The organism is Lacinutrix sp. MEBiC02404 (genome assembly GCF_053601575.1).
Map to the genome: position 1 here is coordinate 942,125 of NZ_JBSHNV010000220.1, position 15,181 is coordinate 957,305.

Consider the following 15,181-nt stretch of genomic DNA (forward strand, 5'->3'; position numbering starts at 1 on the left):
ATTTACGCTAATTCTAATTGTTCTTGTTCTAATCTTACTAAGGCTTGTCTGTATTCTTCTGGTAATACTTTTTTAAACTTCGGAAGGTACTTGTTCCAGTCTTTTAAAATACGTTCCGCTAACGGACTTCCAGTTGCTTCAAAATGATTTTCGATTAATTGTTTCAACTGAAGGATGTCCGTCTCGTTGTCTAATGGATCGATATTTAAATCATCCGCATTACAATTTTGTTTAAAGCTTCCGTCTTGGTCCAAAACGTAGGCAACTCCGCCACTCATTCCTGCTCCGAAATTTCTTCCTACGGCCCCAAGAATAACGGCAACGCCACCAGTCATATACTCACATCCATGATCTCCAATACCTTCTACAACTGCTTTTGCGCCAGAATTTCTAACACAAAAACGTTCTCCAGCTTTTCCGTTTATATACACTTCCCCTGAGGTTGCTCCATATAAAGTTACGTTTCCGGTAATGATGTTATCTTCAGGAATAATGGTGCATTTTTCGGGAACTTTGATAATTATTTTTGCTCCAGATAATCCTTTTCCTAAGTAATCATTTGTGTTACCGTGGACAGTGAATTTTAATCCTTTGGTAGCAAATGCGCCAAAACTTTGACCGGCAGAACCACTAAATTGAATATCTATAGTGTCTTCTGGTAAACCATCTGCACCATAAATTTTGGAAATTTCGTTACTTATTACTGCGCCAACTGCTCGGTCTACATTTGTGATAGGCATTTCTAGATACGTTTTTTGCCTTCTAAATAATGCTTGATGCGCTTGTTTTATGATTTTAAAATCTAAATGCACATTCAGGTTGTGGTCTTGACAATAGGTGTTGTATAATTTTACGTCTTCCGCAACTTCTACTTTGTGTAGAATAGGTGTTAAGTCTATTCCTGAAGATTTATAATGGTCAATCGCTTTGTTTCTATTTAGTTTTTGAGATTGTCCAACCATTTCGTTGATGGTTCTAAATCCAAGTTTTGCCATAATTTCACGTAACTCTTGTGCTACAAAATACATGTAGTTAACCACGTGTTCCGGTTTGCCTTTAAACTTTTTACGTAATTCTGGATTCTGAGTTGCTATACCAACTGGGCAAGTGTTTAGGTGACAAACACGCATCATAATACAACCAGAAGCTACTAAAGGTGCGGTTGCAAAACCAAATTCTTCTGCTCCTAATAAACATGCGATTGCAACATCTCGACCCGTTTTTAATTGTCCGTCGCATTCTAAAACAATACGATTTCTAAGGTCGTTCATTACTAAAGTTTGCTGTGCTTCAGCAACACCAAGTTCCCAAGGTAAGCCTGTATGTTTTTGAGAAGTTAAAGGTGTTGCTCCTGTTCCTCCATCAAAACCGGCGATTAAAATAACATCTGCTTTTGCTTTTGCAACTCCTGCTGCAACGGTACCTACGCCAATTTCGGAAACCAGTTTCACATTGATTCTTGCTGTTCTATTTGCTGATTTTACATCGTAAATTAATTGCGATAAATCTTCAATAGAATAAATATCGTGATGTGGTGGTGGTGAAATTAATCCAACATAAGGAGTGGAGTTTCTTGTCTTAGCAATTTCTGGATTTACTTTTGGTCCGGGTAATTGTCCACCTTCACCAGGTTTTGCACCTTGCGCTATTTTTATTTGAATTTCGCTCGCGCTTGTTAGGTAGTTGGATGTTACACCAAATCTACCGGAAGCAACTTGCTTGATTGCAGAGTTTTTCCAATCTCCTTGTGAGCTTTTGTAGAAACGTTCTTGATCTTCTCCGCCTTCACCAGAATTAGATTTCCCTCCAATTCTATTCATGGCAACGGCTAAATTTTCATGTGCTTCTTTACTAATCGAACCATAAGACATGGCTCCAGTTTTAAAGCGTTTTACTATTTCTGTCCAAGGTTCTACTTCTTCTAATGGAATTGGATCAAATTGATCAAACTCAAACAATCCTCTAATCGTCATTAAACTTTTAGATTGATCGTTAACTAAATCTGAAAACTCTTTGAAAGTAGAGGCTTTATTGGTTCTTACCGATTCTTGAAGTTTTGCAACCGTTAATGGATTAAACATGTGCTTTTCTTGTCCGCGTCTCCATCTGTATTCTCCACCAACTTCGATATCTGGTTCTATGTTTTTATGAAATGCTCTTTTATGACGTTTTACAATTTCTTGTTCAATTTCTCTTAAGCCAATACCTTGAATTCTGGTTGGTGTGTTTGGGAAATATTTTTCAACGGTAGCCGTATTTATTCCGATGCATTCAAACAATTGGGAGCCGCGATAGGAGTTTAGAGTGGAGATTCCAATTTTGTTCATTACTTTCAGAATTCCTTTTCCCACTGCTTTATTATAATTTTTAATGGCAGCTAAATATTCTAAATCAGTAAGATCTGCATTGTTAATTTGTTCTTGAACAATTTCGTTTACAATATATGGGTTTACAGCACTTGCGCCATAACCAAATAATAGAGCGAAATGGTGTACTTCACGAGGTTCGGCAGATTCAATAATTAAACTAATTCTGGAGCGTTTTTTCAATTTGTGCAAAGCATGATTTACATAAGAACATGCTAAAAGAGCAGGAATTGGTGCGTGATTTTCATCTACAAATCTATCGGATAAAATAATAATGTTTGCACCTTCATCTATTGCTTTTGAGGCTTTAGTTACTAAGTTTTCAAGAGCAACTTCTAATTCGTTTAGTCCACGATTTACTTCATATAACATCGAAATAGATTCGACTTTAAAATCAGGATTCGTATCATAATCTCTAATTTTGTCTAAATCGTGTTTTGAAATTACAGGATTCTGTATTTTTAATTTTTTACAATGCTCTGCGTTAATATCGAAAAGGTTTACGTCACTTCCTAAAGTTAAACTGATATCTGTAATTAGTTCTTCGCGAATTCCGTCTAAAGGCGGATTGGTAACTTGTGCAAATAATTGTTTGAAGTAATTATAAATGAGTTGTGGTCTTTCCGATAAAATCGCAATTGGCGTGTCGCTTCCCATAGATCCAATAGGTTCTTTTCCTAGTTGCGCCATCGGACGAATGATGGTATTTAAATCTTCTTCGGTATAGCCAAAAACAACTTCCCGTTTTTTTAATTCAATTTCGTCGTATTCAATATGTCCTTGTTTTGCGGAAAGATCTCGTAAGTGTACTAAATTTTCATCTAGCCATTTTCTGTACGGATACTTAGAAGCAATTTCTTCTTTTATTTCTTCATCGTTAACGATTCGACCTTCGCTCATGTTTACTAGAAACATTTTTCCAGGTTCTAAACGACCATGGAATTCTACGTTTTCAGGTTTAATATCTACCACTCCGGTTTCGGAAGACATGATAACATTTCCTTTTTTAGTAACCGTATATCTAGAAGGGCGTAAACCGTTTCTATCTAAAACGGCACCAATAAAATTACCATCTGTAAATGGTATAGAAGCTGGTCCGTCCCAAGGTTCCATCAGGCAAGAATTGAATTCGTAAAATGCTTTTTTAGCATCCGACATATTAGGGTTTTTCTCCCAAGCTTCAGGAACAAGCATCATCATGGCTTCAGGAAGTGAGCGGCCTGTCATTAATAATAATTCTACAACCATATCTAAGGTTGCGGAATCGGATTTCCCTCTTAAGATAGTCGGAATTATCTTTTTAATATCCTCACCAAATAATGGGCTTTCCATGATTTCTTCACGAGAAAACATACGCGATACATTACCTCTTACGGTGTTTATTTCGCCATTATGACAAATGTATCTAAAAGGTTGTGCTAAATCCCAAGTTGGAAATGTGTTGGTAGAAAAACGTTGGTGTACTAATGCTAAACGAGTGTCTAAAGCCGAATTGAATAAATCCAGATAATACTCATTAATATGTTCTGGCATGAGTAAGCCTTTGAAAATAATTATTTTGGTAGATAGACTTGGAAGGTAAAAGAATTTAGATTCTGATAATTTAGAATCATATATAGTGTGTTCTGCAATTTTTCTAGCAGCGTATAATTTTAAGTTGAACTCTCTTTCTGTTTGCTTTTCGTTAGACTTTCCTATAAAAATTTGCTTTACAAAAGGTTCTGTTATTTTAGCGATTTTACCTAAAACATCGCTATTTACAGGGACGTCTCTCCAGCCTATTAATTTAAGACCTTGATTTTGTATTTCTTTTTCAAAAATGCCAATACAATATTCTCGTTGGTTTTCTTTTTTAGGAAGAAATACATTACTAACTGCATATTCGCCAGCTTCAGGTAAATCAAACTCGCAAAAAATCTTAAAAAATTTATGTGGTATATCTATTAAAATACCTGCGCCATCACCTGTAACTCCATCAGCGCTTACTGCGCCACGATGCTCTAATTTCACTAAGATTTCAAGTGCTTTGTGAATGATGTCGTTGGATCGTTTTCCTGTTAAACTGCATATAAATCCCGCACCACAATTATCGTGTTCAAATTCTGGTAAATAAAGTCCTTGTTTCTTAAGCATAATGAGTAAAATTTAAAGGCTTTTAGAGCCTTATTATATCTCTAATATAGAAGCTATTGTTTGATAAAAAAAAAGCAGGAAACACTTTTCTCATATCCCTAGTTAAGTTCGTTCTAAATGAAAATTCGGTAATAATATGAGTGAATACTAATAAATAAGCAATGAATAATGTGTAGTGAAAATAAGCTTTTTTTGCGAAAACGTTTTCGTAAATATGAAAAAGATGAATATAATTTATCAAAAATTCAAAATTGTTGATAATATCACTTTTTTCGAATATGGATTTATCAATAAAAACATAATTATTTTATTTTACCCTATAAAAAATAGGGTTCAAAATGGTTTATTGATAAAAATGACTATTTCACCCCTTAAAGTTTAGGGGTTGATTTGTTTTTAATATAGATTTGGAATTCTAATAACCACTAAAACATATACTTTATGAAAAAATTATTACTCTCTGCTATGCTATTAACAACATCATATATTTCTGCACAAGAAGTTACAGAAACTACCGAAACAGAAACAAAGGAAAAAAAGTTCTCTTTTGAAGGAAGTGTGGATGCATACTATCAAACAAATTTAACTTCCAGTGATAAAGCTATTTTTGGCGACGACGGTGATGCCTTTCAATCTTTTGGAACTTCATTCGCAGATGAAACTGGTTTTGCTTTAGGTATGGCAAATATTATTGCCAAGTATGAAGGGGGGAAAACTGGAGTTGTTGCAGACTTAGTTTTTGGGCCAAGAGGAGATGCTGCTATAGGAGGTTATAATTTAAATCAATTATATGCGTATTGGAATGTTACAGAAAGTACCACTTTAACTTTAGGGCGTTTTAATACGTATTTAGGTTATGAGGTAATTTCTCCAACAGGAAATTTTAACTACAGTACTTCGTATTTATTTTCTAGTGGACCATTCTCTCATGTTGGTTTAAAGGCAGACTTTGCTTTATCAGATGATTTTAGTTTAATGGTGGCGGTTATGAACCCAACAGATGTTAACAATAATTACATTGGAGGTTATGCCTTGGGTGCGCAATTAGGATATTCGGGACAATTTTTAAACTTCTATTATGATGATAATGAGGTTTTAGGTTTTGAAATTGATTATACCGGTGGATTTGATGTTTCTGATTCTTTCTACTTAGGATTAAATGCTGCGTATGCAGATAATGATGGTGAAGGTTTTATGGGAGCTGCTATCTATCCGCAGTTTGCTGCATCCGATAAATTCTCTATTGGTTTAAGAGGAGAATACTTTGATTGGTTAAGTGATGCGGATACTTCTGTAGATGATCAAGATGTACTTGCGCTTACGTTAACAGGAAGTTATACCTACGAAAGTTTAACTATAAAACCAGAATTAAGATTAGATAGCAATTCGCAAGAAGTGTATGCAGATAGTGATTTAGAAAGCACGAAGAGTTTTGCTGCATTTACGATGGCTGCTATTTACCAGTTTTAATTAAATAATAACTAACAAATTTTCTGCTGTGGTAGAATAAATTAAGCAAATTTTATATGAAAAAAGTTGAAGCAATAATCAGAAAATCTAAGTTTTCTGCGGTAAAAACAGCGCTGCATGAAGTAGGCGTAAACTTCTTCTCGTATTGGGATGTTACAGGACTTGGTAACGAAAAAGAAGGACATGTATATAGAGGTGTTTCGTATAGCACTAGCGATATCCAAAGACGTTACTTATCTATTGTAGTTAACGACGATTTTGAAGAAGTTACTATCAAAGCTATTCTTGAAGCTGCGTCAACTGGTGAAGTTGGGGATGGTAAGATATTCGTTTCGAAAATCGATGACGTTTACAGAATAAGAACAGGAGAAAAAGGAGGAAACACTTTAAAATAAAAAAAAACATGGAATTACTTACTATAAATAATGTATGGATGATGATCTGTACAGCACTCGTTTTCTTTATGCACTTAGGTTTTGCATTTTTAGAGATTGGGTTAACAAGACAAAAAAATACAATTAACATACTTTTTAAAAACATATTTATAATTACCATTGGGTTATTATTATACTGTTTAGTTGGTTTTAATTTAATGTATCCAGGAGAATTTAATGGGTTTTTTGGATTTGCTGGTTTCGGATTAGATTCCCCTTTAACAGCAGAAGGAGCATTAGATTTAACGTACAGTGAAGGATATACGTATTGGACAGATTTCTTATTTCAAGGAATGTTTGCAGCAACAGCAGCGACTATAGTTTCTGGAGCAGTTGCAGAACGTATGAAAATAGGCCCTTTTATGATATTCGCTATTATATATGTTGGATTAATTTATCCAATTGCAGGTTCTTGGAAATGGGGAGGCGGATTTTTACAAACATTAGAAACTCCTTTTTATGATTTTGCAGGATCTACATTAGTACACTCTGTTGGTGGATGGGCAGCTTTAGTAGCTGTGTGTTTATTAGGATCCAGAATTGGGAAATTTAAAAATGGTAAGATTCAAGCGATTCCAGGACATAATATTCCATTAGCAACAGCTGGAGTTTTAATACTTTGGTTAGGTTGGTTTGGATTTAATGGTGGTTCTGTATTATCTGCAGATCCAGGATTAACATCTTTAACTTTGGTAACTACATGTTTGGCAGCAGCAGCTGGTGGAGTAGTAGCAGCATTAGTATCTACATTATTATATAAAAATTTAGATTTAACCATGTTTTTAAATGGTATTCTTGGAGGTTTAGTTGGAATTACTGCGGGTGCAGATCAAATGAGTCCAACAGATGCTATTATAATTGGAGCGATAGCAGGATCTATTATTGTTTTTGCAGTAGCATTAATTGATAGATTAAAACTAGATGATCCAGTTGGAGCAATTGCGGTACATTTAGTATGTGGTATTTGGGGAACATTAGCTGTTGGTCTTTTTGGAGAATTGGCTAGTGGTGCACAATTTGTAAGTCAGCTTATAGGTGTCGTTTCTTATGCTGCAATATGTATAGTGTCGTCCTTTTTAATCCTGTTTACCATGAAGAAAATAGTGGGAATACGAGTTTCAGAAAAAGAAGAGTTAGAAGGTCTTGATGTTCATGAACACGGTATGGATGCATATCCAGACTTTAGAATGAATGAACATTAATTTATTTAGTTTAATTGTTTGTTAGAAAAAACCTCGGAATGTAATGTTTCGAGGTTTTTTAATTACATTAATTTAAAAGTATTTAGGTCGTGTTGCTACTTGTGTTTTCTAATAGTAAACACGTTACTCATTTTAGGGGTTTTATTTAGTTGTCCGCTTTAATCCTGTTTACAATAAAGAACTAGGAATACGGTTTCAGAAATAGAAGCTCTTGATGTTTGTAAATATGGTAGGAATGCATATCTAGACTTTAGAATGAATGCGTATTCATTTATTTAGTTTAATTGTTTGTTAGAAAAAACCTCGGAACGTAATGTTTCGAGGTTTTTTTAATTAGACTAACTATAAAATACTTAGGTTAGGCAGAGTTACGGCTTGCGTTTATATTTCCAAATAAGGAACGTGTTACTATTTTTTCATAGATTTTAATTTGTTCTTCATCTCTAACTTCCGCTTTTTCTAATTCTTGAATCTTTTTTAAAGCAAACTGTTGTATCGTTAATAATGGTAAAACAATGGATTCTCTAACGGCAATAGATGCTTTTCCGGCAGGTTCTTCTTGCATTAATTCTTTATAGCCAGTAAGTTTGAGTATAAGGCGTTTTGATGTTTCATACTCGTTGTATATTACTTTCCAAAATTCTCCGTATTCAGGATCTTCAGACATGTATTTTGTTAAATCGAAAAACGATTTAGATAAAGACATCATGCTATTCTCTATTAATGTTTTAAAGAAATCGGATGTTTTAAATAAATGCTGTGCTTTATCAAATTCACCAGCGTCTTCATATTTTTTTAATGCAGTACCAACACCATAAAACCCTGGAACATTTTGTTTTAATTGACTCCAAGATCCTACAAAAGGTATTGCTCTTAAATCTTCAAAAACTAAACCTTCTGCTTTTCCTCTTTTAGAAGGGCGACTACCAATATTTGTTTTTGCATAATATTTTAAAGTACTCATGTGTTCTAAATACGAAATGAATTTAGGATGTGCTTTAAATTTCACATATGCATCATAACTCAGTTTAGCAATATTATTCATTACTTCTCTGTTTTCCGGAAGCATGCTTAAGCTGGTTTCGCTAAAACTATTATGAATTCCAGAAGTAATAAGTTGTTCTAAATTGTATTGCGAAGAATCTAAAGTCCCAAAATTAGAACTAATCGTTTGTCCTTGTATGGTTAATTGTACTTCTTTATCTTCTATAGTTGGTCCTAAAGACGCATAGAAATTATGCGTTTTTCCACCACCACGTGCAGGAGGTCCACCGCGGCCATCAAAGAAAATAGCGGTTATGCCATATTTTCTAGAAATGGTTGTTAGGTTTTCTTTGGCGTTATAAATAGCCCAGTTTGCCATTAAATAACCACCATCTTTTGTCCCATCGCTAAAACCAAGCATAATGGTTTGTTTGTTGCCTCTAGCTTTTAAATGAGCGGCATATTCTGGATTTGTATATAACGCTTCCATAATGGCAGGCGCATTTTCTAGGTCTGTAATCGTTTCAAAAAGTGGTCCTATATCCACCGTTAATGTATCTTGAAAAGCAACTAGTTTTAACATCGCAAACAATTGCATGACATTTAAAGTAGTCTGGTTGTTACTTATGATATAGCGATTTGCTGCTTTTTCTCCATTAGATTCTTGAATGGTTTTAATGGCTTGCATCGTTTTTAAAGCCATTAGCGTTTCTTCGTCTTTTATTAAAGAAAGATCTACGTTTCCTTTTACTTTAGATAGGATTTGTATTTGTTCTGTTTCTGATAAATCGTGATAATTCTTCGGGAAAATATCGCTTCCGCTTGTAATTAAAGCATCCACCATATCCTTAAAGAATTGGTCGTGCTTTCTGCTATCTTGTCTAATGTCTAGATTTGCAAAATGAAATCCGAAAAGGTGAATCTTATTTAAAAGACTATTCACTTCAGACACATAAAGCGACTGATGCTTATCTATAATAACTTGTTTTATCTCTTTTAATTCGGAAGTAAAATATGCTACCGTTAAGTTCGATTCTTTATTGGTAATTATATTATAAAGTTCTTTTTCTAAAGCCCCAATTTTTTCTTCAACACCATGAAAAGTAAGCTTTCGTTTTAATCTTCTAGCGTCTCTATAGTAGTTTTTAATTACGGTTTCTCGCAATCTTTTAGCAACATTAAGTGTTATTTCTGGAGTTACAAATGGGTTTCCATCTCTGTCTCCTCCAGGCCAAAAGCCAATATTTATAATGTCGTTATCTATTTGTTTCCCGTCAAAAATATTTTGTTGAATATAATCGTAAATGCTTCCGAAGGATTTATAAAAAACATTCTCTAAATACCAAATTAAACTCACTGCCTCATCATAAGGTGTTGGTTTTGTATGTTTAAAGAAAGGTGTTTTTCCTAATTGTGCTAATAAATCATTAATTCTTAGCAAGTCATTTTCTTTAACAGCTTCGGTTAAATCCGTAATAATCCCTAAAACAGAACCTGGATAAAATTGTGTAGGATGTGCGGTTAGAACAATTCGGACTTTAAATTCTTCCAGATATTTCTGAAGTGTTTCTAGTTTGCCTTCCGCAGAAGCGGTCTCTTTCAAGCTTCGTAACGTACCAATACCGTCCATATTATTAACCACAGGAAATGCAGCGTCTTCAATGGCATCAAATAATACTACCTGACGTTCGATATATTGAATAAATTTAAAGAGTAAACTAATTTGACTGTCAGGGGATCTTCGTGCTTGATATTTTTTAAAAAACGTATTTACAATTGTTGTTGGGTCTTCTCCGTTTTCAAAACCATTTTTACAAGTTTCATGAAACAATGGCAATAAAACACCTGTTTTTGTAATAGAATCAAAAGGCAAAGTCATGAAAATACTATTGTATATCTGGTATTTTGCTAGTACGTTTTGATTAAATCTTGTTAGTTTTGGTTGTGTAGACATGTGTTATATGATAGTAGATTGACCTAAATGTATATTATTAAAATTAAGATTAGAATCTTTAGGGTTCGAAATGTAGTCCGCAATAAAATCTCCAACTTTAGAGGTTGTTACATTGCTATACTCTGTATTTAAATCTGGTGTTGTAATGTTAAGGAGTAATGATTTTTCAACCGCTTGTTTTATCACATTTGCTTCTTCGGTTAAATCAAAATGCTCTAATAACATGGCAGCAGATAAAATAGAAGCAATTGGATTTGCAATTCCTTTTCCTGTAGCTTCTGGATACGAACCGTGAATAGGCTCAAACATGGCATATTTGTCTCCCACAGATGCCGAAGCTAATAAACCAATAGAACCGCCAATTACACTAGCTTCATCACTAATAATATCACCAAACATATTCTCTGTTAAAATAACATCAAACTGTTTTGGGTTTAAAATCATTTGCATCGCAGCATTATCTACAAATAAGAAATCTAAGGCAACCGTTGGGTATTCTTTTGCGATTTCAGTAACTACTCTTCGCCAAAGTCTAGAGCTTTCTAAAACATTTGCTTTATCCACTAAAGTCACTTTATTTCTTCTAGTTGCTGCAGCTTTAAAAGCTAAATGTGCAATACGTTCAATTTCAGGTTTTGTGTATAAACATAAATCGGAAGCCGTATTACCATCTGCACTTAAATACTTTTCTCCAAAATAAATACCGCCCGTTAATTCTCTATAAATACTAATATCGGTACCTTCTATGATGTGTCTTTTTAATGGCGATTGATCCAGTAAAGTTTCATAAGCCTTTACAGGTCTAATGTTTGCGTATAAACCTAAAGATTTACGTAGACGCAATAAACCTTGTTCCGGACGCACTTTTGCATCTGGATTGTTATCGTATTTCGGAGCTCCAATCGCACCAAATAAAATAGCATCAGAGACCTCGCATAAATCTAATGTTTGCTCTGGCAACGGATTTCCTGTTTCGTCAATTGCAATCGCGCCAACAGAAGCTTGCGTAAATGAAAACGAATGATCAAACTCTAAAGCAATTGCTTGTAAAGCTTTTATTGCCTGCTTTGTCACTTCTGGACCAATACCATCTCCTGGTAAAACTGCTATTTTTAATTTCATCTTTGCTATTTTTTTCAATTCCGTGAAAACGGAAATCTTAATTTTTATTTTGTTTGGGCGTTACCATACTGCGCTAAAGCTTCGTGTGGTCGCGCTTTTCGTTATATCTTTTTTTCGTGCCTCAAAAAAGGATGCCACTGCAATCGCTAACGCACGTGTTAACTAGTTGCATTTTCAAAAGCCTCAATGACTGTTTTTTTGCTTAGTAAATAATCAATATCATCATAACCATTTATCATACAGGTTTTTTTGTATGCATCAATTTCAAAAGCTTCCGATAAATTAGTGTCAGCTACCGAAATGGTTTGTACTTCTAAATTAACGATTATTTCTGTTTCTGGTTTGTTTTCAATAGCATTTAATAATTCTTTTAAAAACACTTCACTAACCTGAACTGGTAACAAACCATTATTTAAAGCATTTCCTTTAAAGATGTCTGCAAAAAAACTAGAAACTACTACTTTAAAACCATAATCGGTTAAAGCCCAGGCTGCATGTTCTCTACTAGAACCACATCCAAAATTATCTCCAGCGACTAAAATGGTTCCAGAGTAATTTTCGTTATTAAGTGCAAATTCTGTGTTTATAGATCCGTCCTTTTTATATCTCCAATCTCTAAAAACATTGTCTCCAAAGCCTTTTTTATCTGTCGCTTTTAAAAAACGCGCAGGAATAATTTGATCGGTATCGACATTTTCAATTTGTAACGGAATTGCTCTAGACTGTAATGTTGTAAATTTTTCCATCTCAACTTCCTGCAAAAACAGGAATCTCTATTTAATTAGTTATTGTTTTATTTATCAAACCTGACAGGTCTTTTTTTTGTGCATTAAGAATTAAGCAAATTCTAATTCCTCAATTTCTTGCGTCACATCTACTATTTTTCCTGCAACAGCTGTTGCGGCTGCAACTAACGGACTAGCAAGAATGGTTCTAGAACCTTGTCCTTGGCGGCCTTCAAAATTTCGGTTAGAAGTGGATACACAATATTCGCCTTGCGGAATTTTATCATCATTCATGGCTAAACATGCAGAACAACCTGGTTGTCTTAATTCAAATCCAGCGGCATCAAAAATATCTTTTAGTCCTTCTTCTATAATTTGAGCTTCTACTTGTTTACTTCCCGGAACTAACCAAGCAGTAACATTGTCGGCTTTTTGTTTTCCTTTTATAAATTTTGCGGCAACTCTAAAATCTTCAATTCTAGAATTGGTACAGCTTCCTATAAATACAAAATTAATAGGTTTGTTTATTAAGCTTTCTCCAGCTTCAAAATTCATGTACTCCAAAGATTTTTTAAAGGAAGCACTAGTGTCTGTAGGAATGTTTTCGGTGATTTTAATTCCCATTCCTGGATTAGTACCATAGGTAATCATTGGTTCTATATCTTCAGCATCTATAAAATATTCTTTATCAAAAGTAGCGCCTTCATCTGTTGGTAAGGTTTTCCAATAGGCTACTTTGTTTTCAAATTCTTTTCCTTTAGGAGCAAATTCTCTTCCTTCCACATAATCAAATGTCGTTTGGTCTGGAGCAATCATGCCGCCTCGAGCGCCCATTTCAATACTCATATTGCAAACGGTCATTCTTCCTTCCATGCTCATTTCTTCAAAAACATTTCCTGCATATTCACAAAAATATCCGGTTCCAGAATTGGTGCCTAATTTCGAGATAATATAAAGAATAACATCTTTTGGTAAAACCCCTTTTTTAAGCTTTCCGTTTACCGAAACTCTTAAGCTTTTTGGTTTTGTGAGTAGTAAGCATTGGCTCGCAAAAACTTGTGCTACTTGACTGGTTCCAATACCAAAAGCTATGGTGCCAAAAGCGCCATGTGTTGAGGTGTGGCTGTCGCCACAAACCATAGTCATTCCTGGTAGGGTAAAACCTAATTCGGGAGCCATTACATGTACAATACCATTGTATTTGTGGCCCAATTGGTAAAGCGTAATATTATTTTTTTTACAATTAATAGATAGTTGTTCTAGTTGTTTTCTAGATAATTCATCTTTAATTGGTTGATCTTGATTTTGTGTTGGTGTATTATGATCTGCTGTTGCAACAATTTGTTCTGGTCTAAAAACAGGAATTCCGCGATCTTCTAATTCGTTAAAAGCTTGCGGACTTGTTACTTCGTGTATTAAATGTTTGTCTATATAAAGAACTTGTGGACCATTTTCTATAGTGTCCACCACGTGTGCATCCCAAACTTTATCGAATAGTGTTTTCTTACTCATATTTGTTTCCGCGAAAGCGGTAATTTCAATTAACTAAGCGCTAATTATTTGTTGGTATACTTTACTAGTTTCAATGATTTGATGAATATCATGATCATTAATTTCTTTCTTATTATCGGCGTACGTTAAAAAGCTTGCATAGATTTCATCTAATTGTAATTTGGTTAATTCGTAACCAATATTTTTAGATCTATATGCTAAAGCAGCTCTACCACTTCTAGCGGTTAAAACAATAGCCGATTCTGTTACACCAACATCTTTGGGGTTGATGATTTCGTACGTTTCACGGTTTTTAATAACGCCATCTTGGTGAATTCCGGAGCTATGTGCAAAAGCATTTGCGCCAACAATTGCTTTGTTTGGTTGGGTATAAATCCCCATGCTATCGGAAACTAATTGACTAATTCCGTAAAGCATTTCGGTTTTAATATTGGTATCTAAATTTAAATATGGATGTTGTTTTAATACCATCACTACTTCTTCTAAAGCAGTGTTTCCTGCACGTTCACCAATACCGTTAATGGTGCATTCAATTTGGCGAGCGCCATTTATTACTCCTTCAATAGAGTTGGCAGTTGCTAAACCTAAATCGTTATGGCAATGACAAGATAAAATTGCCTTTTCAATGCCTTTTACATTTTCTTTTAAATATTTGATTTTTGCACCATATTCACTTGGTAAACAATATCCTGTAGTATCTGGGATGTTTAAAACGGTAGCGCCAGCTTTAATTGCAGCTTCGCAAACTCTAGCTAAATACTCGTTATCTGTTCTTCCTGCATCTTCTGCATAAAATTCCACATCTTCAACAAACGACTTTGCATACTTTACAGCGGCAAAAGCACGCTCTATGATTGCTTCTTTATTCGACTTAAACTTATGAATAATATGAGAGTCTGATGTTCCGATTCCTGTATGTATTCTAGGTTTTTTAGCGTATTTTAGTGCTTCTGCAGCAACTTTAATATCGTTTTCTACAGCTCTAGTTAAACCACAAACCGTAGCGTTTTTTACAATCCTAGAAATTTCTTGAACCGATTTAAAATCTCCTGGACTAGAGACGGGAAAACCCGCTTCAATGACATCCACTCCAAGTGCGTCTAGCTGCTCTGCGATTATAACTTTTTGTTCGGTGTTCAGTTTACAACCAGGAACTTGCTCTCCATCACGCAGTGTTGTATCGAATATTTGTATATTGTTATTTGACATATATCAAAATATATTTTAGTATTGTATTACGAATTTATATTTTGATTAGGTATTATTATTTGTTTTTGAT

At 34.4% G+C, this 15,181-nt stretch carries 9 protein-coding genes; 3 read left to right on the forward strand and 6 right to left on the reverse strand.

Annotation, left to right across the window (positions count from 1 at the left end; genetic code table 11):
- Positions 1 to 2 precede the first annotated feature (2 nt).
- Positions 3 to 4,499, reverse strand: coding sequence for a glutamate synthase large subunit (gltB, locus tag ACVCXO_RS18620; protein ID WP_452231092.1), 4,497 nt, complete (start codon positions 4,497 to 4,499; stop codon positions 3 to 5).
- A 441-nt stretch (positions 4,500 to 4,940) separates the two neighbouring features.
- Between gltB and ACVCXO_RS18625 the strand changes: the two genes are divergently transcribed.
- From ACVCXO_RS18625 to ACVCXO_RS18635, 3 genes are read left to right on the forward strand one after another with little or no spacing between them, the layout of a single operon-like run.
- A complete protein-coding gene (locus tag ACVCXO_RS18625; protein ID WP_452231093.1) occupies positions 4,941 to 5,969 on the forward strand; it encodes an outer membrane beta-barrel protein in 1,029 nt (342 codons plus the stop codon).
- Positions 5,970 to 6,025: 56 nt separating this feature from the next.
- A complete protein-coding gene (locus ACVCXO_RS18630) occupies positions 6,026 to 6,364 on the forward strand; it encodes a P-II family nitrogen regulator (RefSeq protein ID WP_452231094.1) in 339 nt (112 codons plus the stop codon).
- Between the two features lie 8 nt (positions 6,365 to 6,372).
- Entirely contained in the window at positions 6,373 to 7,605 is a 1,233-nt protein-coding gene (locus tag ACVCXO_RS18635; protein ID WP_452231095.1) for an ammonium transporter, read from the forward strand.
- A 358-nt stretch (positions 7,606 to 7,963) separates the two neighbouring features.
- Here ACVCXO_RS18635 and ACVCXO_RS18640 read toward each other — a convergent pair whose 3' ends face one another.
- From ACVCXO_RS18640 to ACVCXO_RS18660, 5 genes are all read right to left on the reverse strand, one after another.
- A complete protein-coding gene (locus ACVCXO_RS18640) occupies positions 7,964 to 10,543 on the reverse strand; it encodes a phosphoenolpyruvate carboxylase (protein WP_452231096.1) in 2,580 nt (859 codons plus the stop codon).
- 3 nt (positions 10,544 to 10,546) lie between these two features.
- Complete coding sequence (gene leuB, locus ACVCXO_RS18645; protein ID WP_452231097.1) at positions 10,547 to 11,665, reverse strand: 3-isopropylmalate dehydrogenase; 1,119 nt, start codon at positions 11,663 to 11,665, stop codon at positions 10,547 to 10,549.
- A 158-nt stretch (positions 11,666 to 11,823) separates the two neighbouring features.
- Entirely contained in the window at positions 11,824 to 12,411 is a 588-nt protein-coding gene (leuD, locus tag ACVCXO_RS18650) for a 3-isopropylmalate dehydratase small subunit (protein WP_452231098.1), read from the reverse strand.
- A 90-nt stretch (positions 12,412 to 12,501) separates the two neighbouring features.
- The gene (gene leuC, locus ACVCXO_RS18655) at positions 12,502 to 13,902 is read right to left on the reverse strand and encodes a 3-isopropylmalate dehydratase large subunit (RefSeq protein ID WP_452231099.1); all 1,401 of its coding nucleotides are present in this window, start codon (positions 13,900 to 13,902) and stop codon (positions 12,502 to 12,504) included.
- Between the two features lie 33 nt (positions 13,903 to 13,935).
- Positions 13,936 to 15,111: a 2-isopropylmalate synthase gene (locus ACVCXO_RS18660; protein WP_452231100.1), complete on the reverse strand. Its 1,176-nt coding sequence runs from the start codon at positions 15,109 to 15,111 to the stop codon at positions 13,936 to 13,938.
- Positions 15,112 to 15,181: the final 70 nt, after the last annotated feature.

What these genes read in the sequence shown, in the direction of transcription:
- gltB (WP_452231092.1), bottom strand. Translation starts at nt 4,499, where the DNA reads ATGCTTAAGAAACAAGGACTTTATTTACCAGAATTTGAACACGATAAT.
- ACVCXO_RS18625 (WP_452231093.1), top strand. Translation starts at nt 4,941, where the DNA reads ATGAAAAAATTATTACTCTCTGCTATGCTATTAACAACATCATATATT.
- ACVCXO_RS18630 (WP_452231094.1), top strand. Translation starts at nt 6,026, where the DNA reads ATGAAAAAAGTTGAAGCAATAATCAGAAAATCTAAGTTTTCTGCGGTA.
- ACVCXO_RS18635 (WP_452231095.1), top strand. Translation starts at nt 6,373, where the DNA reads ATGGAATTACTTACTATAAATAATGTATGGATGATGATCTGTACAGCA.
- ACVCXO_RS18640 (WP_452231096.1), bottom strand. Translation starts at nt 10,543, where the DNA reads ATGTCTACACAACCAAAACTAACAAGATTTAATCAAAACGTACTAGCA.
- leuB (WP_452231097.1), bottom strand. Translation starts at nt 11,665, where the DNA reads ATGAAATTAAAAATAGCAGTTTTACCAGGAGATGGTATTGGTCCAGAA.
- leuD (WP_452231098.1), bottom strand. Translation starts at nt 12,411, where the DNA reads ATGGAAAAATTTACAACATTACAGTCTAGAGCAATTCCGTTACAAATT.
- leuC (WP_452231099.1), bottom strand. Translation starts at nt 13,902, where the DNA reads ATGAGTAAGAAAACACTATTCGATAAAGTTTGGGATGCACACGTGGTG.
- ACVCXO_RS18660 (WP_452231100.1), bottom strand. Translation starts at nt 15,111, where the DNA reads ATGTCAAATAACAATATACAAATATTCGATACAACACTGCGTGATGGA.